General features: G+C 61.2%; 18 protein-coding genes, 4 pseudogenes and 1 riboswitch. Of the genes and pseudogenes, 8 read left to right on the top strand and 14 right to left on the bottom strand.

The annotated features are described in order from the left end of the window. The first annotated feature begins 97 nt into the window (after positions 1–97). From GC1_RS06840 to GC1_RS06830, 3 genes are read left to right on the top strand one after another with little or no spacing between them, the layout of a single operon-like run. On the top strand, positions 98–937 hold the full coding sequence (locus GC1_RS06840) for an SDR family NAD(P)-dependent oxidoreductase (RefSeq protein ID WP_019294897.1): 840 nt from the start codon (positions 98–100) through the stop codon (positions 935–937). A gap of 35 nt (positions 938–972) precedes the next feature. After that, complete coding sequence (locus GC1_RS06835) at positions 973–1,434, top strand: (2Fe-2S)-binding protein (protein WP_019294896.1); 462 nt, start codon at positions 973–975, stop codon at positions 1,432–1,434. Between the two features lies 1 nt (position 1,435). After that, positions 1,436–3,613, top strand: coding sequence for a xanthine dehydrogenase family protein molybdopterin-binding subunit (locus GC1_RS06830; protein ID WP_019294895.1), 2,178 nt, complete (start codon positions 1,436–1,438; stop codon positions 3,611–3,613). Positions 3,614–4,633: 1,020 nt separating this feature from the next. On the opposite strand, the gene GC1_RS22810 is transcribed toward GC1_RS06830, so the two are convergent. The 6 genes and pseudogenes from GC1_RS22810 to GC1_RS06805 form a co-directional block, all read right to left on the bottom strand. Continuing rightward, positions 4,634–4,780, bottom strand: coding sequence for a hypothetical protein (locus GC1_RS22810; protein WP_237754567.1), 147 nt, complete (start codon positions 4,778–4,780; stop codon positions 4,634–4,636). 23 nt (positions 4,781–4,803) lie between these two features. Beyond that, positions 4,804–5,229 (bottom strand): annotated as a pseudogene (locus GC1_RS22805) (class I SAM-dependent methyltransferase). A 796-nt stretch (positions 5,230–6,025) separates the two neighbouring features. Continuing rightward, positions 6,026–7,063 carry an extracellular solute-binding protein gene (locus GC1_RS06820; protein ID WP_019294921.1) on the bottom strand — a complete coding sequence of 346 codons (1,038 nt, stop codon included), beginning with the start codon at positions 7,061–7,063 and terminating at the stop codon, positions 6,026–6,028. Between the two features lie 20 nt (positions 7,064–7,083). Further along, positions 7,084–7,893: an ABC transporter permease gene (locus GC1_RS06815; protein WP_019294920.1), complete on the bottom strand. Its 810-nt coding sequence runs from the start codon at positions 7,891–7,893 to the stop codon at positions 7,084–7,086. Between the two features lie 3 nt (positions 7,894–7,896). After that, on the bottom strand, positions 7,897–8,826 hold the full coding sequence (locus GC1_RS06810; RefSeq protein WP_019294919.1) for an ABC transporter permease: 930 nt from the start codon (positions 8,824–8,826) through the stop codon (positions 7,897–7,899). After that, on the bottom strand, positions 8,826–9,956 hold the full coding sequence (locus GC1_RS06805; protein WP_019294918.1) for an ABC transporter ATP-binding protein: 1,131 nt from the start codon (positions 9,954–9,956) through the stop codon (positions 8,826–8,828). Before GC1_RS06805 ends, GC1_RS06810 begins: the two co-directional genes overlap by 1 nt. A 222-nt stretch (positions 9,957–10,178) precedes the next feature. On the opposite strand from GC1_RS06805, the gene GC1_RS06800 reads away from it, so the two are divergent. After that, positions 10,179–11,579, top strand: a complete 1,401-nt coding sequence (locus tag GC1_RS06800; RefSeq protein WP_019294917.1) for an aspartate ammonia-lyase — start codon at positions 10,179–10,181, stop codon at positions 11,577–11,579. Positions 11,580–11,621: 42 nt separating this feature from the next. On the opposite strand, the gene argE is transcribed toward GC1_RS06800, so the two are convergent. The 8 genes and pseudogenes from argE to GC1_RS06760 form a co-directional block, all read right to left on the bottom strand. After that, complete coding sequence (gene argE / locus GC1_RS06795; RefSeq protein ID WP_019294916.1) at positions 11,622–12,761, bottom strand: acetylornithine deacetylase; 1,140 nt, start codon at positions 12,759–12,761, stop codon at positions 11,622–11,624. Between the two features lie 2 nt (positions 12,762–12,763). Then, positions 12,764–14,833 carry an oxidoreductase gene (locus tag GC1_RS06790; RefSeq protein WP_019294915.1) on the bottom strand — a complete coding sequence of 690 codons (2,070 nt, stop codon included), beginning with the start codon at positions 14,831–14,833 and terminating at the stop codon, positions 12,764–12,766. Positions 14,834–14,925: 92 nt separating this feature from the next. After that, the gene (locus tag GC1_RS06785; protein WP_019294914.1) at positions 14,926–15,870 is read right to left on the bottom strand and encodes a LysR family transcriptional regulator; all 945 of its coding nucleotides are present in this window, start codon (positions 15,868–15,870) and stop codon (positions 14,926–14,928) included. Positions 15,871–15,903: 33 nt separating this feature from the next. Further along, positions 15,904–17,400, bottom strand: coding sequence for an aldehyde dehydrogenase (locus GC1_RS06780; RefSeq protein ID WP_019294913.1), 1,497 nt, complete (start codon positions 17,398–17,400; stop codon positions 15,904–15,906). 14 nt (positions 17,401–17,414) lie between these two features. After that, complete coding sequence (locus tag GC1_RS06775) at positions 17,415–18,089, bottom strand: DUF1028 domain-containing protein (RefSeq protein ID WP_019294912.1); 675 nt, start codon at positions 18,087–18,089, stop codon at positions 17,415–17,417. Between the two features lie 121 nt (positions 18,090–18,210). Continuing rightward, complete coding sequence (locus GC1_RS06770) at positions 18,211–18,627, bottom strand: RidA family protein (protein ID WP_019294911.1); 417 nt, start codon at positions 18,625–18,627, stop codon at positions 18,211–18,213. 130 nt (positions 18,628–18,757) lie between these two features. Continuing rightward, positions 18,758–20,032 (bottom strand): flavin-containing monooxygenase, encoded by a 1,275-nt coding sequence (locus GC1_RS06765; RefSeq protein ID WP_019294910.1) that lies wholly within the window; start codon positions 20,030–20,032, stop codon positions 18,758–18,760. A gap of 522 nt (positions 20,033–20,554) precedes the next feature. After that, positions 20,555–20,974 (bottom strand): annotated as a pseudogene (locus GC1_RS06760) (IS21 family transposase); the annotation flags it as partial. 124 nt (positions 20,975–21,098) lie between these two features. On the opposite strand from GC1_RS06760, the pseudogene istA reads away from it, so the two are divergent. The 4 genes and pseudogenes from istA (at position 21,099) to GC1_RS06745 (ending at position 26,517) form a co-directional block, all read left to right on the top strand. Further along, positions 21,099–22,884 (top strand): annotated as a pseudogene (istA, locus tag GC1_RS06755) (IS21 family transposase). Next, positions 22,847–23,643 (top strand): annotated as a pseudogene (gene istB / locus GC1_RS06750) (IS21-like element helper ATPase IstB). Before istA ends, istB begins: the two co-directional pseudogenes overlap by 38 nt. A 117-nt stretch (positions 23,644–23,760) precedes the next feature. Beyond that, on the top strand, positions 23,761–24,162 hold the full coding sequence (locus tag GC1_RS22405) for a hypothetical protein (RefSeq protein WP_152610579.1): 402 nt from the start codon (positions 23,761–23,763) through the stop codon (positions 24,160–24,162). Positions 24,163–24,481: 319 nt separating this feature from the next. Next, a riboswitch (cobalamin riboswitch) is annotated at positions 24,482–24,692 on the top strand. A gap of 265 nt (positions 24,693–24,957) precedes the next feature. Beyond that, positions 24,958–26,517: an ABC transporter substrate-binding protein gene (locus GC1_RS06745; protein WP_019294577.1), complete on the top strand. Its 1,560-nt coding sequence runs from the start codon at positions 24,958–24,960 to the stop codon at positions 26,515–26,517. Positions 26,518–26,522: the final 5 nt, after the last annotated feature.

Below are 26,522 nucleotides of genomic sequence, written 5' to 3'. Positions count from 1 at the left end.
ACAGGAACCGGCCCGGCGGGCACTAGGTTAAGGTCCAGCAGCATAGCCAAATCCCGGCAGTTGACCGGCAGCACGGCATTTCTGGGAGGACACATCCATGTATAAAGACGCACTTGCAGCAGGCGGCCTAGCGGTTGTGACCGGCGGCGCCAGCGGGGTTGGCTTTGCCGCCGCGGAACGCTTTGCCCGGGCCGGGCTGGACGTGGTTCTGGCCGATCTGCCGGGCGAGGCGCTGGATCAGGCGGCTGAGAAGCTGCGCAGCCAGGTTCGGCCGGGTGCGCAGGTTCTGGCCGTTCCCACCGATGTCAGCGACGCAAGGGCCGTTCAGGCCCTGGCGGATGCTGCCTTCGCCGCGGGTGAGGTGGCGGTGCTGATGAACAACGCAGGCATCGGCCGCCCCTCCGGCAGCTGGGAAGAACCCGAGGCCTGGCGCGCGATGATCGAGGTGAACCTGTTCGGAGTGCTGAACGGCGTGCAGACCTTTTTGCCGCGGATGATCGCCGCCGCACGCCCGGCGGTTGTCATCAACACCGGCTCGAAACAGGGCATCACCATGCCGCCGGGCAACCCGGGCTACAATGTCTCCAAGGCCGGCGTGAAGGTGCTGACAGAGATGCTAACCCATGACCTGCGGCAGTCCGGGGCGCCCATCACCGCGCATCTGTTTGTCCCCGGCTTCACCTATACCGGCATGATCGCCCGCCACATTCTGGAGAAACCCGCCTCTGCCTGGACCTCGGAGCAGACCGTGGATCACCTGCTGACCCGCATGGCAGCGGGCGATTTCTACATTCTTTGCCCGGACAACGACGTGACGCCGGCCCGCGACCGGCGCCGAGTTGCCTGGGCCCTGGGCGATATCCTGGAGAACCGCCCGGCCTTGTCGCGCTGGCATCCCGACTATGCCGGTGCCTTTGCAGACTTCGAAAAATCCTGAACCAGAAATTCCAGCCAAGGGGAGGCCCCATAGCCATGGCACTATCACTGAAACTCAACGGCCGGACGCATCAGGTCGAGGCCGAGCCCGGAACCCCGCTGTTGTGGGTGATCCGGGATGAACTGAAGCTGACCGGCACCAAATTCGGCTGCGGCGTCGCCGCCTGCGGCGCCTGCACCGTGCATCTGGACGGTCAGCCGGTGCGCTCCTGCCAGACCTATGTCGAGGACGCCGAAGGCGCCGAGATCACCACCATCGAAGGGCTGGACTCCAAGGTGTCCAAAGCCGTGCAGGACGCCTGGGTGGAGCTGGACGTGGTGCAGTGCGGCTACTGCCAGTCCGGCCAGATCATGTCCGCTGTGGGGCTGCTGAGCGAAAACCCCAAGCCGACGGTGGAAGAGATCGACGATTACATGAACAGCAACGCCTGCCGCTGCGCCACCTACCAGCGCATCCGCGCCGCGATCCAGCGCGCATCTGAAATGATGGAGGCCTGAAATGACCCTCAATACCTCCCGCCGCGGCTTCCTGGAATCCGCTGCTGCCGCTGCTGCGGTCCTTTATGTCGGCGTCCGTCCAGACGGCGCTTTGGCGGCGGGCGCCGCACCGGCGCAGCTGAACCCGTTTGTGAAGATCGATGCAGACGGCACCGTCACTGCCATCGTCAAGCACTTCGAGAAGGGGCAGGGCCCGGCCACCGGCCTCACCACGCTGATCGCCGAGGAGCTGGGTGTTTCGATGGAGGACATCCAGTACGAATTCGCGCCCTCCGACCCCTCGCGCTATGCCAACCTGGCGTTCGGCCAGATGCAGGGCACCGGCGGCTCCACCGCGATGGCCAATTCCTTTATGCAGTACCGCCAGGCCGGGGCCGCCGCGCGCGAGATGCTCATCAAGGCCGCGGCTGAGGCATGGGGCGCAGACGCCACAGAGCTGACTCTTGAGGACGGCGTCATCAAGGGCGCAGGCCAAGAGGCGCCGCTGGCAGAGTTTGTCGCTGCCACCGCCCAGATGGAAGCCCCGGCAGAGCCGCGGCTGAAGGACCCCAGCGAATTCCGCCTGATCGGCAACGCCTCGGTCAAACGCAAGGACTCCCTGCCCAAGACCAACGGCACCGCAATGTATGCGATGGACCTGCATCTGCCGAACCAGATGGTTGCCGTCATCATCCGCACCCCGCGGATGGGCGGGCTGGCCAGCGGGTTTGACGATGCCGGCGCCAAGGCGGTCAAAGGCTACATCCGCGCCGCCGTGCTGCCCAACCAGGCGGGCGTCGCGGTCTATGCCGAGGACACTTGGGCCGCGTTCCAGGCCCGCGATGCGATCACGGTGGACTGGGATTTCTCAAACGCCGAAAGCCGCAGCTCGGACCAGATCCGCGAGGAGCTGCTGGCCGCGGTAAACGCGGAGCCGGAGTATAACGTGACCGGCGCCGACCACGCCGCCACCACAGAGCAGATCGAAGGGGCGGCACAGGTGGTCGAGCAGACTTTCTACTTCCCGCTGCTGGCGCATGCGCCGATGGAACCGCTCACCTGCACCATCGAGGCCGACGCGGACGGCGGCGTCACCCTGCACGACGGCTGCCAGTTCCCCACCGGCCCGCACATGGCGCTGGCGCAGATCTTCCAGCTGCCGATGGAGAAGGTCCGCATCAACACGATGTTTGCCGGCGGCTCCTTCGGCCGCCGCGCCACGCCGACGGCGGATTACCAGGTGGAGGCGGCGCTGGCCTTTGCCCTGACTGACCGCACCCGCCCGGTGAAACTGGTCTGGTCGCGCGAGGATGACATCACCGGCGGCTATTACCGCCCCGCGGTGGCGCACCGTGTGCGGGTGGGTCTGGACGCGGCGGGCAATATCACCGGCTGGGACCACCGCATCGCCGCGCAGTCGATCCTCAAGGGCACCGCGTTTGAGAGCATGATGGTGCACGGCGGCGTCGATCACAGCTCGGTCGAGGGCGTGGCAGACACCCCCTACAGGATCCCGGGGCAGTTCACCGGGCTCACCGACGTGGCCAAGGCAACTTCCGTCCTGTGGTGGCGCTCGGTCGGGCACACCCACACGGCCTATGTGATGGAGGTGATGATGGACGAGGCCGCCCGCGCTGCAGGCCGCGATCCCGTGGATTTCCGCCTCACCCTGCTGGAGGGCGGCGGCGACGACCAGCAGCGGCTGGCGGGGGTATTGATATTGGCCGCCGACAAAGGCGGCTGGGGCAGCGCGCCGGAGGGCCGCAGCCAGGGCATCGCCGTCCACAAGAGCTTTGGCAGCTATGTGGCCGAGCTGGTAGAGATCTCCGGCAATGCCGATGGCGGCGTGAAGATCGAGAAGGTCACCTGCGCGGTGGATTGCGGCATCGCGGTCAACCCGGATGTGATCAAAGCGCAGATGGAGGGCGGTATCGGCTATGGCCTAGGCCACGCGATGCGCAACGTGATCACTCTGACCGGGGGCGAAGTGGACCAGTTCAACTTCCCCGACTATGAGCCGCTTCGGATCGGCGACATCGGCGCCATCGAAGTGCATATCGTGCCCTCTGCAGAGATGCCCACGGGGGTCGGTGAGCCCGGCACGCCTCCCTCGGCGCCGGCGCTGGCCAATGCCATTGCAGTCAACGGCCCGCGGGTGACGGCGCTGCCAATGAACCTGAATGGCGTCAGCTTCGCCTGAACCGCAGCCTGCACCGGACGGTATTCAGCCCGGTGCAGGTAATTCGGCCCAGGGCGGCATTCAACTTTATGCGTGCAAACAGTTCGTCTGGCACCGCCATTTACTTGCCCGACGTCCAGTTTAGGAAAGTACCGCAAACGTTGTTTCAGGTGCTGAATACGCTTTGTAGGCCTCATTGCAGACTGTTGTTTAGCAGGCCCTGCCGTGTAGGCATAAGGTCCGCATTGCCGAGCTCGTCTTCAGAGCCCATTCTTGGGTCAGAAAATCCCGCACTTTTCAGCTCGTGACCGGGCTCTATCCGGATACCGACTGCATCGGCATCTGGACGGATATTGGATAGCTCAATCTCCCTGCGGCCGGGAGCGGCGGAAAGCGTCTCGTTCCGAGCCACTTTTCACCGCGGACACAAGTCGTTTGCACTACCCAGTTTCCGTCCCGGAGGGTGACGATCCTTTTTGCGGGACAAGGCTGAGCTGATTGGCAGCTGGGCAACTGCGGCCTTCAGAAAGAAACAGTAGTAGTCCTCGCGGCACGCGCGGATTGCATGTTCCAGGGGTCGCGGCAGGGCATCGACGGGCTGCGCCCGCTCCCCCCTGCCCCGGCATTTTCATTTGATTGGTCCGCATGCCCTCCGGAAGACACGAGGTCTTCCGAAGTGAAAATCAGGGAAGGCTTCGCCACTGGCGGAACAGGAGGCGCGAGCGGGGATGTTGGAGACACGAAAAAGGCAAGGTTCTGTCGCTAATGCCAAAACTTTGTGTCGCCCGACAATTAAGTGTCAAACGTCAGACAAAACTGACCCGATGCGGACTGTTTTTAAGAAAAAATTGCCTGCACCTGCCAAGCATTTCTGATCCAAGCCGGGCCGTTTTTGGTTGCAAACGCAGCCAAGGCGCCATCCTGTGTCCTGTTTACGCAGGCAGCTAACGTTACTGATTCATGCAGTGGACGGCAGGTTCGAGCCCAACCCGGTCATTGGAAAGTCCGCCGCCCAAGCGATTAGACTGGGCGGCGATAGGATCAGATTTTGCGCGCCGAAACCTGCAGCATCATAGGCCGCTCCAGTTCTTCGGCCAGGTCCGGCAACTCCGCAGTCTGTTCAGGTGTGGACGCAAACTCTTCCACCCGGCGCAGGTCGAACCCCGCGCTGATCAGCGTGTTGATCATTGTCGCCAGGGTCCGATGGTGCTTCAGCACGCCCTTGGCAAACCAGTCAGTGCGGCGCTCGCCCTCAAGAGAATAGCCGTTAACCGGCAGGTCTTTCGGCCGTCTTCATCTTGCGTCCACTGGGGGCGGGCGGCTGCCATGAAGATCGGATGCTCGATGGTGAAGACCAGATCCCCGCCAGGCGCCAACGCCGCATGGATCATGCGGATCAGCCGTTCAAAATCTTGCACGTAGTGGGAGGTCAAAGCGCTGTAGACCAGATCAAATGCCGCCTAGGGCAATTCAAGCGTTTCCAAGTCAACAATCCGGTATTCGATTGCGGAATCCTCGGTGTCGGCCCTCGCACATTCGATCATGTTCTGAGACAGGTCAAACCCAAGAACTGAAGCAGCCCCCTGACCGAAGAACCACCGTGCTGCCCAGCCGAAGCTGTAGCCCAGGTCCGCCACGCGCTTGCCTGACAGTCGGGGCAACAGCGCCCGAATTGCCGGTCATTCCGGCGCACCTTCCAGCCCGTGAACCTGCCGGGGAAGCTGGCTGTAGCCAGCAAAAAAATCGGGATTGTCGTAGATATTCTGTGCCATGTTTGCCTCCAGACAAAGAGGAGGACGAGGCACGTTTCCACGCCTAACAACCTCGTCCAAAAGGGCGAGGCCGAGGCTGGCAATCAGCGTGGTCAGTTCGCGTGATTGGCATCCCGGCATCCCGCCAAGGGGGTACCGGCCAACCGGGCGACAATGTGGATGTCCTTCTCAACCATGCAGGCTATACCGGTCTGGATGCAGAAAATGTCATATTCCTCGCTCATCTGGCGGCGCACTGACAGCGCAGCGATAGACGAAGCAGCCTGGACCGACCATTTGCCCTGACAGCAGCGAACTCACCCTCAGAGCCCAACCCGGTCATTGTGATTTTTTGCTGCGCGCGCTTGCTGCGGAAGAAATGCTTCATGCGCTCAAATCTGGCGCTGTGTCGCGGCGATGAAACCCGCCATTGATGCAGCGCGCAGCGAGGCTGGAACGAGCCACTCACAAGGAGCCGGACACAGTGAGTATTCGCTGCGTCTGCGCCAAAGGCTGCTAGGGGTCCTGATCTGCGTTCCTTGTTGCACTCGCCTTTTCAGCGCTGAGTAAGTTTTGCCGAACTTATTTGTCATTGGCGGCCCCAGTCAGAGTTTTCAACCAAAAAAGCCCGGGCAATTGATGCCCGGGACAGCTTGCCTATTGGGGAAATCAGGTAAGGTTCTTACTTCTTAAGGTTGGTCCAAATCTGGTCATAGACCGCTTGGGCCTCCTGATTGCAGACCTCGATAAACACCCCATCGCCCGCATCCGCATGAGGGTTCTTTTCCGGCTGCGCGGCCAGTGCAGGATCCAGGAAGCCGGCTACCCCAGTCACCCCGGCATTGTACTGGGCATAGTTGGTGACTGCCGCGATGTTTTCAGGTTCCAGCAAAAAGTCCATGAATTTCAGCGCGTTTTCCCGGTTCGGCGCGTCCTTCAGCAGCACCACATTGTCCATCCAGGCAACATAGCCCTGGGTCGGATATGCGTATTCCACATTGGCGCCTTCCTCCCGCGCCTTGGCGGCGAAACCATCGTAGATTTGTCCGACAGCCGCATCCCCTGACACCAGCACTTCCTTGGCAGTATCCGAGTTGAAGGATGCCCAATGCTGCTTGGCGTCCTGCAGCATGGCATTCAGCGCTTTCAGCTGCTCGCGGTCGGTGGAGCATTGCGGAATGCCCAGATGCAGCGAGGCCATCGCCATCACTTCGCCCTGGCTGTCCAGCATGTTGATCTTGCCCGACAGCTCTGCCGGGGGCTCAAACAGAATGGCAGTGGTCTGGATGTCGCCGCTGTAGGCGTCGCGGTTCACCGCAAAGGAGGTGGAGCCCCACTGGTAGGGGATCGAGGACGCGCGGCCCGGGTCAAAGCTGGGGTCGGCCCATTCCGGCGCGATGTTGCCTTTGTTCGCCAGTTCGCCATTGGCAATGGTGTCCAGAAGCCCCTCGCCCGCCATGATGCTGACCATATAGTCGCCCGGCACTGCCAGGTCATAAGTGCCCATACCGCCCGCCTTCAGCGTCGCCAGCATGGATTCATTGGAATCGTAGGTGTCCATAGTCACCTCGATGCCGGTCTCGGCGGTGAACTTGTCGAGCACCTCCTGCGGCATGTATTCGAACCAATGGTAGAGGACCAGTTTGCCCTCGGCGGCGGCGGCAGTGGCAGCAACACTCAGAGCAAGAGCTGCGGCGCTGGATTTCAGCAGATTTTTCATGTGTTTCCCTCCAGGTTGGATCATTTTGTATTGTCGGATTTGCTGACGAAGTAGCTGATGGTGACCATTACGATTGAGACGCTCAGCAGCATGGTCGAGATCGCCATGATGTTGGGTTTGATGCCCTGTTTGACGGAGCCGAAGATCGCGGTAGGCAGGGTCTCAACGCCTGCACCCTTGACGAAGTTGGTGATGATGAAGTCGTCGAGCGAGACGATGAAGGCCAAGAGGAAGCCCGAGATGATGCCCGGCGCCATCAGCGGCATTAGGATCTTGGTGAAGGCCTGACGCTTGGTCGCGTAAAGGTCCATCGCCGCCTGCTCAAAGCTGTCCTCGATCCCCTGCATCCGGGCCGAGATCGGCAGGTAGGCAAAGGGGATGCAGAAGGCGATATGGGCGACCAGAATGGTCATGTAGCCGCGGGTGAAGCCGATCGCGTTGAAGAAGATCAGCGTCGCAACCGCCGTTACAATCTCCGGCACCATCAGGGGCAGCGAGATCAGGCCGAAGGACACCGTGCGCAGCTTGAAGTTGCCGCCGCGGACCATTGCGGTTGCCGCCAGGGTGGCAATTGTTGTGCTGGCCGTCGCCGCGATGATGGCGATGGTGAAGCTGTTGAAGGCCGCGACCTTGAACTTCTCGCTTTCCGGCCCGGTGAACACATCGGCGTACCAGCGCAAGGAGATCCCCTCCCAGTTGGTGATCGATTGGGAGGCGTTGAAGCTGTAGATGGTGACGATCAGCAGCGGCGCATAAAGGACCGCCAGACACATGAGAGTGATGGAGCGGAAACCCTTGTAGGCTTTGATATTGTCATTCACATGCGCCATGGCTCAGCCCCCTGCCTTGTCTGTTTTGGCCTGCTGGCGGGCGGAGAACATCAGGATGATCAGCACCATGGTCAGCAGGATCATCGACGCGGCAGCGCCGAACGGCCAGTTGCCCGCGTTGCCCTTGAACTGCTCCTCGATGAGGGAGCCGATCATGAAGTTCTTGGCACCGCCCAGCAGATCAGGCGCCAGGAAGGAGCCCATCGAGGGAACGAATACCAGGATGCAGCCCGCTACCACGCCCGGTTTCACCGCAGGCAGCACGATCCGTCGCAGGGTGGTCCACTTGCTGGCATAGAGATCCGCCGCCGCCTCAGAGAGCGAGAAGTTGTAGCGTTCCACCGCCGCATAGACCGGCAGCACCATGAACGGCAGGTAGGAGTAGAACAGACCCAACTGCACCGCAAAGTTCGTGTTGACGATGTGAATGGGGCTGTCGATCAGCCCGGTGCCGATCAGGAAGTCATTCAGCGGGCCCTGATCGCGCAGCAGGAATTTCATGCTGACGGTGCGGATCAGCAGATTCACCCAATAGGGGATGGTGATCAGGAACACCCAGACGGGCCGCACGTTTTCCGGCCGCGTAGCGATGAAATAGGCGGTGGGGAAGCCGATCAGAAGGCTGAGGAGCGTCGCCGCCCCGGCCTGCCAGATCGAGCGCCAGAAGATGGTGATATAGGTCCACTCGAGCTTGGGCGGCTCATCTCCGAACAGCCCGCGGTCAAAGAAGAACTGATCGTAAGCCGCAAGTGAAGGTTCCCAGATCACCCCGCCTCGGAATTCCTTGGTCAGGAAGGAATAGATCAGCATCATGCAGACGGGACCCAGCACAAAGATGCCGAGCACCGCCCAGGACGGCAGCAGCAGCCAGCCGCGGGCGTCCTTGTATGTGTCTGCGCGGGCTGAGCCGCCGCTTGCTGCGCCTGCTGCCATCAGTCCATCAGGAGGCGCCCGGCCCCCAGCTCCATGTTGACGAAAATCTCGCTGCCCGGCTCAAAGATCCGCTTGTTGCCGCGGTCGGAATTGGAAGTGCGCACGATGAATTGCGGCCCCTCGGCCAGATCGACCAGCGTGCTGATGTCGGTGCCGACAAAGATGTTCTCGGCAACCCGGCCCTTGAGGCTTTCGGCCTCCACCGGTGCATCGGACATGAACAGCCGTTCGGGCCGCACCGACATATGCACCTTGGCGCCTTCGCCGATGCCGTCCACCGAATTGCAGGTCAGCGCGTGGCCGCCGCCCAGGTGGCAAGTAGCGCGGCCGTTCATCACCTGATCCACCGAAACCTCCAACAAGTTGGTTTCGCCGATGAAATCCGCCACGAACATGTTGCGCGGCTGTTCGTAAATCTCGGTCGGCGTGCCCAGCTGCTGCATCTCGCCCGCCGACATCACCGCGATGCGGTCGGACATGGTCAGCGCTTCCTCCTGATCGTGGGTCACAAAGATGAAGGTGATCCCGGTTTCCCGCTGCAGGTGCTTCAGCTCCAGCTGCATGGCCTTCCTGAGCTTCAGGTCCAGCGCCGACAGCGGCTCATCCAGCAGCAGGACTTTTGGCTGTGGCGCCAGCGCACGCGCCAGCGCCACACGCTGCTGCTGGCCGCCTGAGAGCTGAGACGGTTTGCGTGCAGCGAATTGCGACAGCTGGACCAGCTCCAGCATCTCACCCGCGCGCTTGCGGGCGTCGGCTTTGGATTTGCCGCGCATCTCCAGGCCAAAGGCCACGTTGTCCAGGATCGTCATATGCGGGAACAGCGCATAGTTCTGGAACACGGTGTTCACCGGCCGCTGATGCGGCGGCAGCTTTTCGATTTCGTCGCCATAAAGCAGGATCTCACCCTCGGTCACATCCTCGAAGCCGGCGATCATCCGCAATAGCGTAGTCTTGCCGCAGCCGGAGGGGCCAAGCAGGGTAAAAAATTCATTGTCCTTGATGGTCAGCGAAATCCGCTTGAGGGCAGTGAAGTCCCCATAGCGTTTGACCGCGTTACGCACATCAATCGCATCTGTCTTGTTGCTGGGCACTTGCGCCTCCCCTCTGCCGCGTGTCGTTTGATCCAGCATAGGAAGGCCGGGAGGCTTGCTTAAGAATTGACTCCCTCAGCAAATGTTAGCCTTTACCTAATCTTTGAAAGTCACTCCAAAACAATGCCTTAGAGCATACACTGGAGAGTTGATCACCTGCTTCGCCTGACCCTAAGCCTTGCAACGGAAACTGCATCTTCGGCTCGCCTGCGGATCTGGCTATGGCCTTGGAAAATACTTCCAGCGGCAGGACAGACGGCAATGCATAATACGCGCACGGAATGGGACTCCATCGGCCAAATGAAGCTGCCCGCAGATTGCCTACATGGCATCCAGACAGAACGGGCCCGGCAAAACTTCCCAATCACTGGGGTGCCGCTGTCGCATTTCCCGGCGCTGGTGCGAGCGCTGGCGATGGTAAAATCCGCGGCAGCCAGTGCAAACGCGGAAACCGGCGGCTTGGTGCCGGACAAAGCAAAGGTGATTGTGGACGCATGCAATGAGATTGCGCGCGGCCGCCATCACCGGCACTTCTGCGTCGACATGATCCAGGGCGGGGCCGGCACCTCCACCAACATGAACGCCAATGAGGTTATTGCCAATCTGGCGCTGCTGAGGATGGGACACCTACCCGGCGACTACGCGCACTTGCATCCGAATGACGACGTGAACCATGGCCAGTCCACCAATGACGTCTACCCGACAGCGATCCGGCTGGCGGTTCTGGCCAGCACCGGACCGCTGTGCAAGGCGCTGCACCGGCTGCAGCAGGCATTCGGCGAGCGAGCAGAGGCCTTTTGCTGCATCGCCAAGGTCGGCCGCACCCAGTTGCAGGACGCTGTACCGATGTCATTGGGCATGGAATTCGCCTCCTTTGCCACCACCGTTGGCGAGGACATCGACCGGCTGCGCGACATCAGCCAACTGCTGACCGAAGTGAACCTTGGCGGCACTGCCATCGGCACCGGGGTAAACGCAGAACCCGGCTATGCCCCGCTGGCGCTGCAATACCTTTCGCATCTTTCCGGATTTGAACTGAAGCAGGCAGGCAACTTGATCGAGGCATCTTCTGACCTTGGCGCCTTTGTCGCCTATTCCGGTATCCTGAAACGGGTCTCGGTGAAGCTCTCGAAGATCTGCAACGATCTGCGGCTGTTGTCCTCCGGCCCCCGCGCCGGTTTTGGTGAGATCAATCTGCCCGCGGTGCAAGCGGGGTCGTCGATCATGCCGGGCAAGGTGAACCCGGTGATCCCTGAGGTTGTCAATCAGGTTTGCTTCCAGGTAATCGGCAATGATCTTACCGTCACCATGGCCGCGGAAGCAGGGCAGCTGCAACTCAATGCGATGGAGCCGGTGGTGGCCTATAACCTGCTGGAATCCATCCGTATCCTAAAAAATGCCGTTGACGTGCTGACTGTGAAATGCGTTTCGGGGATCACCGCCAATGAGGGCCGCTGCGCCGCCCTTCTGGACAACAGCCTGGTGCTGGCCACCGCTCTGGCACCGCATCTGGGTTATGATGCCGCTGCCAGGATCGCCAAGGAGGCATTGGCCTCGGGCCGCAGCATCCGTGCGGTGCTGAAGGAGCAGGGCAGCTTGCCTGCCGCCAGCATTGAGGGAATCCTTTCACCCGCTGCCATGCTAAATGAGCCGGAACGATAAACTCTGGCCTGCAGATAGGCGATTGTCGCCGTGCCGTGTTTCTCAAGTTGTCAGATCGTTCAGGATCCGGTCCATCATCGCGTCGCAGGCGGCAACCTGACTCAGCTCCAGATATTCGTCAGGTTTGTGACCCTGCCCCTCCATCGAGCCCGGGCCGCAGACCACAGTGGGCACACCCAACTGGTCAAAGAACCCGGCCTCAGTGCCAAAGGCGACCTTGGTGGTGCCATCGCTCTGGGCAAGCTTCTGCGCAAAAGGGACTACTGGGCTATCTGCAGGCACGTCCAGGCCGGGGTAAGCGTTGTACTGCTCCACCTCGATACAGGCCTCAGCCGGGTAGCGGTTGCTGACCCGTTCGGCGGCGGCCTGAATGCGGGCCAGAATGTCTTCCCCGTTGTCCGCCGCCAAAAGTCTGTATTCAAAGGTCAGCTCTGACCGGTCCGGCACGATGTTGAGCGCGGTGCCGCCATTCATTTTACCAACATGCACCGTGGAATAGGGCACTGCATAGGCTGCGTCCCGCGCGCCAACGGCGGCAAAATCTTCTTGCAATGCCCGCAGCTCCGCCAGGAAATCCCCCGCGAGGTGCAAAGCGTTGGTGAAATTGGGGGCCAGCGCTGAATGGCCGCTTTGGCCTTGGCACACCGCGCGCAGGGCAGCTTTTCCCTTGTGGCCGATGGCGACTCTCATCTCCGTCGGTTCCCCCACAAAACAGGCCCGCGGTTTGCCGATCAGCGGAGCCAGGCGCTCCAGCATCTCCTGAATGCCGACGCAGCCGACCTCCTCGTCATAGGACAGCGCGATTTTCAGCGGCTCCTTTAGATCCACCTTTGCGGCACGATCCGCCAGCGCCAGTGCGCTGGCGACATAGCCCTTCATGTCGGTTGTGCCGCGGCCATAGACCCGGCCTCCATCCCGGGTCAGCCGGAACGGATCGCGGGTCCACTTCTGCCCGTCCACCGGCACCACATCCGTATGCGCAGACAGCAGAACCCCCTGCCCAGCGGGGCCTTTCTCGGCATACAGCCCGGTCTTGGAGCCATCCGGCGACGGCAGCCGCACCACTGCGAAACCGCGCTCAACCAGGAAGCCCTCCACATAGGCAGCCAGCTCCAGATTGGAGTTGCGGCTGACCGTGTCGAACCCGGTCAGCCGCTCCAGTATGTCCAGCGTTGCTGTCATCGTCAGTCCACGGCCAGCTCGGTAATCTCGCGGCGGAAGGGCAGCGCATCGCCGATATCCGGGCCATCAAGCTCGCGCGCATAACGGTGGCCTGCATAGGTCGCCCAGGCAATCGGCCCCGGCGCGCTGGCGTCGCCTATGATCTTGACCGACTTGATGCCGGCATCCGCCCATTCCGCCTCACGGGCGCGCAGTTCCTCGAAGAGGCTGTCGTTACCGGTGCGCGAGGCGACCATGACCACGGCATCCGCCTCGATGTTCCAGGTGCGGTCCGTGTAGGTGCAGTTGCTGACCACATGGCCCGCGTGGATTTCTGTCAAGCCGCGGTTCAGCACAATCTCCACCCCGGCCTCCACCAGGCGTGGATGGATCGCCACCTGCTCCAGCGTGTTGTTGGTCCAATCGCTGACAAAGGCTGAGGGCGTGACCAGCGTCACCTGCGCACCCTTGGAGGCCAGCAGTTCCGCCAGAACCCCGCCCATGTAGTAGTGGTCGTCGTCATAGACCACCACGCGGCCTTCGGGGATGGTGCCGTCCATCAGGTCGTCGGGCGTATAGACCTTGGCACCTTCGGCGATCGGCATCGGCACCACATGCTGGCGCGAGACCCCGTCCCGGCGCCAGGTGGAGCCGGTGGCGATACAGATGTTCTCAAAGCCGAACTCCAGAATGCTGTCCGCATCCAGCGGGCTTTCACGGTAGATCTCCACGTTCGGGCGCTGGCTCAGCTGGTAGTCGCGGTAGTCGACCACACGGCCCCAGGCATTGAGACCCGGCAGAGTGCGTTCGCGGGTCACGCGGCCACCGATCACGTCCTTGGCCTCGGCCACTGCCACGTCATAGCCGCGGCGGCACAGCGCCCAGGCGGCTTCCAGGCCTGCCGGGCCGGAGCCGACGACCAGCACGTTGGAGCTATCGCCCTTGGTGTTCATCTTCTCCGGATGCCAGCCCTTGCGCCATTCCTCCATAAATGTCGGGTTCTGGGTGCAGCGGCTGATCGACATGGTCATGTCGCCGGTGATGCAGATATTGCAGCCGATGCATTCACGGATGTCCTCGATCCGGCCCTCCTCAATCTTCTTCGGCAGGAACGGATCGGCAATCGACGGCCGCGCGCAGCCGATGAAATCGAGCGTGCCGGATTTCACCATCTTGGCCATCACATCCGGGCTGGTGAAGCGGCCAACCCCCACGATGGGCTTGTCCGTCAGCTCATGAATGCCGCGCACCAATTGTTCCTGCGCAGCCTCTTCCTTGAAGCGGCTTGGGCCGGAGCAATCCTCCCACGTGCCCTGCGCCAGATCCCACAGGTCCGGCAGGTCCTTGTTCATCTCGATATAGTCGCGCACCTCTGCATTGGAGAAACCGAGTTCGCCGATGGTTTCGTCCAGCGACACCCGCAGGGTGATCGCCATCGTATCGCCAACCGCATCGCGCATATCGGCGATGACTTCCTGGCTGAAACGCGCCCGGTTCTCCAGGGATCCGCCGTATTCATCCGACCGCTGATTGGTCGCCCGGCTCAGGAAGTGCTGAAAGATGCCAAAGCCATGCGCGCCGTAAAGGCAAATCAGGTCAAATCCGGCCTCTTTCGACCGTTTCGCCGCATTCACGAACCAGCGGCGCAGGTCCTTGATGTCCTGCTTGTCCAGCGCGCGGGCCTGCACCGGATCATTGGTGAAGGTGCGGATCGGCAGCGCTGACGGCGCCAGCGGCACCTCCTTGGAATAAAGGTTCGGGCCGTTGATGCCGGAATAGGCCAGCTGGATCCCGGCCAGTGCACCGTGGGTCTTCATCCGCTCCGACATCTTCCTGAGCTGCGGGATGTCCTTGTCCTCCCACAGGCGCAATTCGATGAAGGGGGTGATTTCAGAGGTGTGATGCATCTCGCACTGTTCGGTGAAGATCACGCCCCAGCCACCCTCGGCCTTGATGCCCCGCATCGCAGCCGCCGCAGAGGGGTCCCGGTAGCCGCCGCCGTTGCAGTGGGGCACCTGGTAAAAGCGGTTCTTGGCGGTGAGCGGACCGATCTTCATCGGCTCGAACAGAATATCATAGCGGGGATCGCGCAATTTCCATCTCCTTCGGTGCAAGAGCACCTCAAAGGTACAGGACCGGCCAAAAGGCGAAAGTTGCGCTTACGGAAGCATTGATTAGCCGCCGCCTAAGCGCCGCCGCCGTCCCCGATGCGGATGCCCGGCACGGTTCCGTCAGTGATCCGTTCCTGGCAATAGTGGATGAAAGTCTTGACGGTCAGAACGTTCTCGGCGCCCTCAGCCGTCAGCAGCCCCATCCGCATAGGACGCAGCTTGCCTGCAATTGGCACGAAGCTCAGCTTGCGCCCGTCCGGCGACATGTCTGTCACTGGACGGATATTGGCAATGGAATAGCCAAAGCCGTTTGCCACCAGCCCGCGCATCACCGCCATGTCGCGGGTGCGCTCGGCAATCTGCGGCGTAACTCCGGCATCCTCGAAGAACGACAGGAAATACTCAGCGCTCAGCGGCAGATCCAGCAGCACCATCGGATGCGCGGCCAGATCTTCCACCGTGACGCTGTCGCGGTCCGCCAGCGGGTGATTTTCGCTCAGCAGCGCATAGGGCGGAAGCTCCGCAAGCGCGTTGAATGTCAGGTCCGCCGGGATGTTCAGGTCATAGGTCAGCGCAACGTCGATCCGCGCCTGCCGGATCAGGTTGATTAGCCCGGCCTGATCGCGCTCCGTCTGGCTGATGGTCACCGCCGGATAAAGCGCCTCGAACTGGCGGCGCAGGCCCGGCACGATGAGCTGGGCAAAGGTCAGCAGGCACCCCACCGACAAAGGCCCCTGCACGAAACCCGAGATATTGTCCGCCAGTCGGCTGAGCGCCCCGGCCTCATACAGAACCGCGCGCGCCTGATCCATGAACTGATGCCCGGCCTGGGTCAGCGACAGCCCTTGTGCGTGCTTACGCACAAACAGCTGCAGGCCGAACTCATTTTCCAGCTGCGACACCGCCGCCGAGATCGACGGCGAGGAGACATTCACCTTCTCCGAGGCCAGGGCAATAGACCCGGCCTCGCCCACGGCGACGAAATACTCCAGCTGGCGCAGTGTGAAACGCAAAGGCATGTCAGCGACTATGCCGGAGCAGGACCGGGCCGATCAAGCCCGGTATTTGATCCAAGTGGTTTTCAGCGCGGTATATTTTTCCAGGCTATGCAGCGACAGATCGCGTCCGAAGCCTGACTGCTTCATACCGCCAAAGGGCGTCTGCGCCGACAACGCGTCCACCGTGTTAACCGAGACCGTGCCCACCTGCAGCTTGTCCGACACCCGGCAGGCGCGGCTGAGGTTGGCCGTCCAGACCGAAGCCGCCAAACCATAGATCGAGTCATTGGCCATGGCGACGGCCTCCTCCTCGCTATCAAACGGAATGACCGACAGCACCGGGCCAAAAATTTCATCCCGCGCCAGCGGGTTGTCGTGGCTCACGTCGTCAAAGATCGTCGGCTGCACAAAACAGCCCTGGCCACCGACGGTCACGCGCTCACCGCCCGCCACCAGATTGGCCGAGGATTTGCCCGCCTCAACGAAACGCATGATGCCCTCGGTCTGCTTCTCATCCACGATGGCGCCCATTTTCGAGGCCGGATCCAGCGGATCCCCCGGCTGGGCCGCCTCGGCGCGGGCAATCAGCTTCTCGACAAAGGCATCCTTGACCGAACGCTCGACATAAAGCCGCGAGTTGGCCGAACAGACCTCACCCTGGTTGAAGAAGATGCCAAAGGCAGCCATGTCGGCAGCTGCATCCAGGTCCTCGCAGTCGGCGAATACCAGATTTGGGCTTTTGCCGCCGGTTTCAGGCCAAACCTGTTTCAGGTTCGACTGCCCGGAATACTGCATGAACATCTTGCCAATGGCGGTGGAGCCAGTGAAGGCGAGGCAGTCCACATCCATATGCAGCCCCAGCGCCTTACCCGCAGTGGCACCATAGCCCGGCACCACGTTGAATACCCCGTCCGGCACCCCGGCCTCTGCCGCCAGCTCGGCCAGCCGCAGTGCAGACAGCGGCGACTGCTCCGCCGGTTTCAGTACCACGGAGTTCCCGGCCGCCAGCGCCGCCGCCGCTTTCCAGGTCGCCATGTCCAGCGGGAAGTTCCAGGGTGTTACCGCGCCCACAATACCTAACGGCACGCGCGACACCAATGCCAGATCACCCGGCCCGGTCGGCGCCACCTCGTCATAGACCTTGTCGATGGCCTCGGCATACCACTGAAAAAAATGCGCCGACCCGGGCGCGTCGATGGTGGCCGCATCGGTCACCAGCTTGCCCATGTCCAGGCTGTCCAGCAGCGCCATCTCCTCCAGATTTTCCCGGATCAGATCCGCCAGCTTCAGCATCACCGCCTTGCGGTCACCCGGCGCCATCCGCGACCAGCGTCCGTCCTCAAACGCGCGGCGGCCGACAGCCACCGCACGGTCCACATCCTCTGCATCACATTCGGCTACTTGCGCCAGCACTTCGCCCGTCGCCGGGTTCACACTTGCAAAAGTCTTACCCGACACAGCGTCGGTAAATTTGCCATCAATGAAAGCCTGGCTGCGGAATGAGAGAGCCGCTGCACGGGATTTCCAGTCGTCAAATGTATAGTCCAGCATAGTCCCACTCCTGTTTATTCGTCGCCCGGCACGCCGTAAGACGGCGCCTCGCGCGGGTCGAGCGCGCGCTGGACATAGGCATCCAGCTGCGGCTTGTAGATATCCCAGGCCGCAGCAATGTTTTCGATCGGGCAATCCCCGGTCCAATCACAGCGCAGGTCGGCCACCGGCCAGCTCACCTTGTCGACCAGTTTCATGCCCGCAGAATGCACCGGCCCGGCCTCGCCGCCAGCTGCCAGCCCGGCCCGCATCGCGGCAATCAGCCGGTCGCCAAGATGGCCGGTTGAAGCCGCGAACCCGTCCACAATGGCCTGGCATACGCCATCGTTGGCCAGCAGGTTGCCACCCGAGGCCACATCCTGGCCTTCTGCTTGCGTCCAGATGCCCAGGGAGTTCGGCCCGGAGTGAATGGCCGTGTCGCCGCTTTTGTCTACGGCCAGCACTTGCCGGTATTCAATGAACCTGCCGCGCCGCTGAACTTCCGCAACCGCTTCAGCGGCGCTCATGCCCTGCTCCATCAGGTCCAGTGCCAGCGGACCGAGGCTTGGATCGGTTACATTCTGGCTTGCGGCAGCGCCAACACCCGCCCGCGCAAATGAACAGCGTGCTGCCACCGCCGGAGAGGAGGACGAAATCGCCACCCCGAACATGCCCGTTTCCGCGCAGCGCGCCACAAGCGAAAATGTCATCGTCTTTCCTCCTCACCAGCCACTGGAAACGGATCCATTCTTCATCTGGCCGGAAATATCCTCGGGGGTGAATTGAGCCGCAGGCTCAAGAGGGGCAGACAGCCCCCTTCCCGCTTCCGGATCAGTCCGGAATAACCGCGGTGCCGTCGATCTCCACCAGCCACTCGGGCCGCGCCAGCGCCTGCACAACCAGGCCGGTCGACACCGGATGCACCCCTTTAATGTATTCGCCCATGGTGCGGTAAACCGCCTCGCGGTGGCGCACATCGGTGATGTAGACGACGACCTTCACCAGATGCTCCATTGTGCCACCGCACTCTTCAATCAGCTGCTGGATGTTCTGCATCACCTTGTGGGTCTGCTCCACCGGGTCGTGGCTTTCAATGTTCTTCGCATCGTCCAGGTTCTGCGGGCACTGGCCGCGCAGGTAAACGGTTTTGCCGCCGTGTGTCACCACCGCCTGGCACAGATCATTGTCCAGGTTCTGTTCCGGATAAGTGTCCGATGTGTTGAACTTGCGGATACGGGTATGGGCCATGATGTCCTCCTGGCATGGCGGGATTACGTGTGCGGCCAGCGTTGTTTTTCTAGTGACTGTCGCACACACGTCGGGGCAGCAAAACTACCGTCTGGCTACCCCTTGCTTAGGCTGCTGCTAAGCGCCGCGCTCAGAGCACGTCGGCGCGGCGTTCGCTGGGGCCACGATAGCCCTCGTAGTGGCGCTGGATAGCGATCTGGTCAGCCACATGCTTGGCATCATGCCAGACCCCCCAGATAAAGGTCGAGCCGCGCCGAGACTGCCAGGGTAAGCCCAAGAAGTAGACCCCCGGCTCTGCCGAAACTCCGCGCTGATGCAGCGGGCGGCCGCGTTCGTCGAAGGCATCCACTTTCATCCAGGTGAAATCCTGGCGGAAGCCGGTGGCCCAAAGGATGGTAGTGATGCCTTCTGCCGCAAGATCCAGCTCGCGTACCGGGTTGGTCAGGCTGTCCGGGTCAGGGAAGGCCTTGCGCGCCTCCGGCTCCTCTGGCAGATCAACACCAGTGCGTTCGACATAAGCATCTGCCAAGTCCAACATCTTCAAATAGTCGGCATCACCATTGGCAATGTTTTCCGGAAGATCGCCGGCAAACTTCATGGTTCCATTGTCATAGGACTCGGTCAGGCCCAGCAGCGTCACCCCCTCGCCTGCCAGGCGGCGGAAATCCATGGTCTGACCGCCATAGGCGCCGCTGACGGAAATCGTCACATGCTCCTTGCCCGGCTCCAGCGCAGCCTGATCCCACAGGCCCAGCACCCCCAGCCACCAGACAAAGTCGCGGCCCCGGTACATCCGCGGCGGGCGGTCATGCGGCCCCACCGAAAGATAAACCTTGCGGCCTGCCCGGTTCAGCTCATCGGCGATCTGCGCACCGGATGACCCCGCCCCGACCACCAGCACTGCACCTTCGGGCAGCTGATCCGGATTGCGGTAGTGGAAAGAGTGAAGCTGGTTCACCCCTGCGCCCTCGGGCACCACAGGCGGGATCACAGGATGCTGGAATGCGCCGGTTGCCGCCACAATCCGCTTTGTCTCGATCACACCATCCGAGGTTTCGACCCGGAAACCGCCGGTGCCGTCAATACGCCCGGCCCTGGTCACTTCAACTCCGGTGCGGATCGGCGCATTGAACCGTTCCGCATATTCAACCATGTAGTCCGCAACCCTCTCTTTGGCCGGAAAGGCCTCAGGGTCAGTTCCTTCGTACTCCAGGTTCGGGAAACGGTCATGCCAAGCGGGGCCGTTGGCAACCAGCGAGTCCCAGCGCCCGGTCCGCCAGGCCTCTGCAATCCGGTTTTTTTCCAGCACCAGATGCGGTACGCCGTGGCTGGTCAGATGCTCGCTCATGGCCACACCGGCCTGCCCGGCACCAACAACTAGCGTGTCTACCTTTTCTACAGCCATTTCCAAACCCTCTTCTGACACTCCGGCGCGGGCTGCTGCCCTACCGGTCTTCCCCATCAGAATGCTCACAACAACAAGTTCGGAAAAAGAATTCTGTGACTTACCCCTGCTTCGGTTGCAGCTAACCAGCAGCTGAAATCAAAATAGACAACTCACGGGGCTTTCGCGGCAAAGCCCTGAAGAAAAACCCTGATCGACGCGGTTTCGCCTGTGCAAACCTGTGGCAACATACAGTATTGTTTGCACTGCTAGTCATTCGGGACATTCCCAAACTGTCTGGGCATGAAAAGCCCTTGAGGATTGGATACACTGTGGGGCACTCGACAGCTGCCCTCAAACTAAAGCACCAATGATTCGTTCAGATGGTCCAGGCTGAACTAGACTTTTTAGTCAGCTCAACGCCTTTGCCGACCCGTTCAACCGCTGTGTGCGCGGTCATTGCCCTTGAACCAGTGGCGGGCAATTCCCACTGTCATTAATCCCGCGCTGGGGCACGCCGCCGGAGACCCGGAGCGCATACTAGTGCGCGTCGAACAGCATCTCATGGGATTGCAGAAGGTAGGCTCAGACCAGGAAGGCCCGGCTGTGCGACAGCTTGATATGGGCAATCTGGAGCTTGGTGCGCTCTCCACCGAGAATCGCCCAGTCTTCGCTCCAGTCGAATTGGGAGGCTTCGCCCGGCTGAAACGCCAGCGGAACAAACGTGCCGCGGCCTGACGACTGCTGAACGCGCTGGCGTACCGCGCGCCATGCCCGCATGAAGGCCGCCACCCGCCCGTACGAGCCGGTAAAGCCGAGAGCCGCCAGGTCCACATGCAGCTGCTTAACCGTGCGCCGCTGCTTGCGGGGCTTGCGCGATTGCGCGGCAAGCCAAGCAGACAGCTTGTCCGCGAATGGATCCAGCTTGCTCGGACGCTGCGGGACCTGAAACCGGGGCACAACAGCACCCGAACGTGTGAACAGGCATGCAATTTTGACCCCGTAGCGGGGAAATCGGCGTCCAAAGATGACCCCCTTACACTGATGTGAATCATGCCCTCGAGGTTATCGGGGAGCACAGAGTGGGATGTTGGTCGTGGAGACGATAGCAAAGATCCGGCGGGCGTATTTTCAGGATTGAGGCATTGAGCCGCCATTGGTCCGAGGCCAATGCCGAACAAGCCGATCAAGCAAATCTGCCGGGAACTGCGGGTATCGCGGAATACGGTGCGGAAGGTGATCCGGTCTGGTGTGACGGAAGCAACCTACGAACGCCGCGTTCAGCCTCTGCCAAAGATCGGGCCATGGAAAGACAAGCTCGAAGAGATGTTGGCGGCGAATGCGAGGAAGCCAAAGCGCGAGCGGTTAACCCGCATCCGGATCTTCGAAGAACTGAGAGCCCTTGGATATGACGGCGGCTATGACGCTGTCCGGCGTTACGCGGCCACGTGGTCCAAGGAAGAACAAGAGGCCACCGCGGCCGCCTATGTCCCGCTGATTTTCGATCCGGGCGAGGCCTACCAATTTGACTGGAGCCACGAGATTGTTGTGATCGAAGGTGCGACCACCACTGTGAATGTAGCGCATGTCCGGCTCTGCCACAGCCGCATGCTGTTTGTCCGGGCCTATCCGCGCGAGACGCAGGAGCCTCGCCATTGCCGCTTGGACCAATGGCGCTCCCAATGGCTCGATGTTCGATGCCCATGACAAGGCCTTCGCCTTCTTCGGCGGGGCCTGCACGCGCGGGATCTACGACAGCGGAAATTGTCCGCCACTGGTCCGAGGACAATGGACGCGAAGACGGCGGCAGACACGATCTTCGTTGGCCGCGACCGGGCCTGCAATCGGCGCTTCCAGCAGATGTGCGGGCATTATCTTGTCGATCCCGTTGCCTGCACACCAGCATCGGGCTGGGAACGAGCCATTGAGGCGCCATTGGTTCGAGCCCAATGGCGAGTGGACAGGTCGAGAACCAGGCAGGCGTTGTCCGGCGTCGCTTCTTCGTGCCCAGGCCCAAGTTTAAGAGTTACGCCGAACTAAACGCCTGGCTCGAGGATCGCTGCGCCGCCTGGGCCAAATCTCATCCGCACCAAGAGCTTCGAGACCGCACGATCTGGGAGGTCTTCGAGGATGAGCGGGCGAGTCTGGTGCCATACGTCAGCCCCTTTGATGGTTTCCACGCTGTTCCGGCATCAGTCTCGAAGACCTGTCTCGTCCGGTTCGACAAGAACCGCTACTCGGTGGATGGCCGCGCCGTCGGCCGGCCAGTCGAGATCCGCGCCTATGCCAAGCGGGTCGAGTTCTGGCAGGACGGCAAGATCGTAGGGCGGCATGAACGAGCCTTCGGGCGCGACAAGGCCATCTACGATCCGCTGCACTACATCCCGGTGCTGGCCCGCAAGCCCCCTCTCGCGCATGCACGCATGCGCTGCCGGGCAGCGGGACGCCCTCAGGAATGGGGCTCCCTTCAAGGACAGGGAGCTGCCATCAGCGATCAGGCGCATTCAGCGCAAACTGGGCAAGGTGCCCAATGGCGACCAGCCCCCTCTCGGGACATTGCTGCGCAATGCCCTGCCGGGCAGTGGATGGTCCAGATCCTGAGCATGATCCCCACCGATGGGCTGGATGCAGTGGATGCTGCCTGTGCCGAAGCGCTGAACGAAGGGGCCTCCGCGGCCTCGGTCGTCACCAACATTCTGGCCCGGCATCGTGAGCCGCCGCTGACCATCGATACGCCGGACGCGTCACGCTGAATTCGTGCCTCTGGCACGACGCGACTGACCTGCGAGCCCGTGGCCGACTGCAAACGCTATGACCGCCTAAGGAGACACATCCGTGGAAAGATCACAGGTGCTGGACGCGTCACGCCGTAGGCGTGCCTCCGGCACGACGAGCCAGCTGAAGCTCTACGGCATGAAGGCCGCCTACGATGAGACCATCGCCACGGCGGTGAAGCGTCAGCACGAACCGCAACAGATCATCCATTGCCCGGCAGGCGCATGCGCAGCATACTGCCGAGAGGGGGCGATCTGCTGAACGCCGAGATCAGTGAGAAGCAGGCGCGCTCGATCAAATACCAGATGACGATTGCCAAGCTGCCCCTGGCGAAAGAGGTCGATGAGTTCAGCTTCGAAGGCACGCCGGTCAACGAGGCGCTGGTCCGTGATCTGGCGACCGGAGAGTTTCTGGCGCAGCAACGCAATGTCGTGCTGATCGGCGGCACAGGGACCGGTAAATCCCACCTTGCCGTCAGCATCGCTCGGGCGTGCATCCGCCGCGGCAGACGGGGGCGCTTCTTCAACGTTGTGGACCTGGTGAACAAACTCGATGCGGAAGCCCGCGCCGACCGACAGGGGCGCACGGCAGATCTGCTGTGCCGTCTCGACTTCCTGATCCTCGACGAGCTTGGCTATCTCCCCTTCGCACAAACCGGTGGTCAGCTATTGTTCCATCTCATCAGCCGCCTCTACGAGCGCACATCGATCATCGTGAAGACCAACCTCGACTTCGGCGAATGGCCCTCGGTCTTCGGCGACGCCAAGATGACTACCGCGCTGCTCGACCGCCTTACCCACCATTGCGACATCGTCGAAACGGGCAACGAGAGCTGGCGCTTCAAAACCCGAGAATAGTCGAGCCGACGCTGGCACGATACGGCTTCGCTTGGTGGAGGCTACACCGCATCGGGCCAGCTAACCGCACGTCAAACAGGGGGTCAATTTTGGATGCCTATAGGGGGTCAAAGTTCCATGCCGATTGAAACCACTGGCGGAACAGGAGGCGCGAGCGGGGATGTTGGAGACACGAAAAAGGAAAGGTTCTGTCGCAAATGGCAAAACTATGTGTCGCCCGACAATTTGTGTCAAACGTCAGGCAAAGCTGACCCGATGCTGACTGTTTTTAAGGAAAAATTGCCTGCACCTGCCAGGCATTTCCACCCCAATTGTCAAGCATTTCTGACCCAAGACAGGCCGGTTTTCGCTGCAAACGCAGCCAAGGCGCCATCCTGTGCCCTCTTTACGCAGGCAGCTGACGTCGCAGCTTCATGCAGTGGACGGCAGGTTCGAGCCCAACTTGTACCTTGGATTTCTTCGCTGCGCGTGCTCGCCGCAACAAAATCGTCGCAACTGCATCATTTTGGGCGCCGCTGAGCGGCGTAAAAAACAGCCGTTCAAGCATGCTGCAGAGAGATCTGTCACCCGAATCCACAGGTCGCCGGACGGAGCTGACTTCCGCCCCAATTGCAGCTAGGGGTGCCCCGAGTGTCGGCTTCGCGCAGGGAAGCCAACTTAATAGAGGCACTGCCTGACAGGCCGGTTCATTACAATACAGGCTACTGAGGCAATTTGGCTGAACCATTAGCTGCAAAGGTCATTTCCATTGAAACTGACCCTCTTGAAACTTGCAGCTTTTGGCCCACCTCGAGCCCTTACCTATTGGTTCGGGGCAATTGACAATTCTGTCAGCGTTCGCCTACCTGCTTTCGATGGTTCCTCAAGGCAAAATGCTGAGAGGATGAAAAGGGAACACGGTGAGGTGTAGCCAACAGGCGCTAAATCCGTGACTGCCCCCGCAACTGTAAGCGGATAGCGACGCCAAGCACCCACTGGCCGTATGGCTGGGAAGGATGGCGCAGCCAAGACCCGCAAGTCAGGAGACCTGCCATCGCGATTTCAACCACACCGGGACGGGGCGTCCTGGAAGGAGGCCTCATGGCACGCATCCTGCGTATCTCGGAAACTTGCTCCCACTGTTTGGGCTTGCTTGGACGTAGCCGCAGGTGCGGTTGCCGTCCCTGACATCATCTTGTCCATGCAGGTTCCGCAGCTGCCTGCCTAACACCTGAGCTGACGCAGCTGTCCACTGAATCAGCGCTTGTTATATTATCACATAACTTGTACACCTCACCCCAAAATTCCCTTGTCAGAAACCTAAGGACCAAGGACATGCCGAATTATTCACGCGCTTTCTGGACCAAAACCCTCGCCGCAACCTGCCTCGCCGCTGCGGCGCTTTTGAGCCCTGCAGCCGCAGAAACCAAATTGGAAATGGTGATTGCCGCGCCGTTTGGCCCCAAAAGCAGCATTCCTGATCCCCGTGCCCGCCAGAATGGCTGGCTCAGCAACCGGGCAGGCGTGTCGGAAACGCTGATTGGTATCGGCTATGACATGACCCTTCAGCCGCGCCTTGCCACCGGTTTTGAAAACCTGTCTGAACGGGAATGGAAAATCACCCTGCGCGAGGGTGTAAAATTCCATGATGGCTCTGCGGTCACCGCCCAGGCTGTCAAAGAGTCGTTTGAAAAGCTGAGCGAAGAGGGCCACCCCGGGAATAACCCGCGCCTGGTCAAGCTTCTGAACATCGAATCCATCGAGCTGGTTGACGATAAAACGCTGGTCTTCCGCACCAGTGCACCGAACTCAGCTTTCCTGTGGTCGCTGACCGAACCGTCGGCGGCTGTCATGAAAGACGGCACCGATGCAATGCCGCTGGTGGGCACTGGTCCGTTTGTCTTTGAAAATGCGGAAACGGACAAAACTTATGTGACCACTGGGTTTGCCGATTACTGGGGCGGCGCGCCGAAACTTGACCGTCTGGTGATCGACGCGATCAGCGACCCTTCGGTTGCGGCACTGGCACTGCAGGCGGGTGATGTTGATCTGGTCACCAACTACCCGGAACCGGATTTCGCCAAGCTGCTTGAAGAAGGCAAAGGCCAGCTGTTCTCGGAGGCAACCGCGCGACTGTTCTTCTTGCAGCCACGGGTGAATGACGGTCCACTGTCCAACCAGACGCTTCTGAATGCCGTTTCGCTGGGCCTGGACCGTGACACCATCGTTGCGGCGACCCTGGCAGGTGTCGGTGGGCAGTCGGCCAATGGCATCTTCCCAGCCAGCATGAAATCCTGGGTAAACGGCGATATCAGCCTGTCCTATGACCCGGCCAAAGCGCTGGCCATGCTGGATGAGGCGGGAATTACCGACAGTGACGGCAATGGCATCCGGGAGCTGAACGGCGAAGACATCGTGCTGAAGATCCGTAGCTACGAAGGCCGGGCTGCGCTGCGGCCGACACTGGAAATCTCGCAGATCATGCTGCAGCAGATCGGTCTGGGCGCGGAAATCGCAATGGGTGAATTCGGCGCAAACAACGAGGCACTTAAAGCTGGCGAAATCGACCTGCACCTACAGGCCTGGGGCACCGCCCCGCAAGGCGATCCGGATTACTTCCCCAGCACATTGGTGGCGACGGATGGCAGCTATAATGTTTCCGGCTACTCCAACCCTGAGCTGGACGCACTGCTTAAAAAGGGCCGTAGCCTGTTTTCAAGCGAAGAGCGCAAACCGGTCTATGCCGAGGTTCAAGCCATTATCAACCGTGACCTTCCGGTGATCCCGCTGTTCCACAAGACACAGGTTTCGGTCGGCAATGGCAAGGTTGAGGGCTACCGCATCCACCCGGCAGAAACCTATCTGGCGAGCCCGGAGCTGGCGATTGCCGAGTAAACAGG

Source organism: Leisingera sp. ANG1 (assembly GCF_000203975.2).
In the GTDB taxonomy this organism is placed as follows: Bacteria; Pseudomonadota; Alphaproteobacteria; order Rhodobacterales; family Rhodobacteraceae; genus Leisingera.
This window is presented reverse-complemented; position numbering and strand designations above follow the sequence as displayed.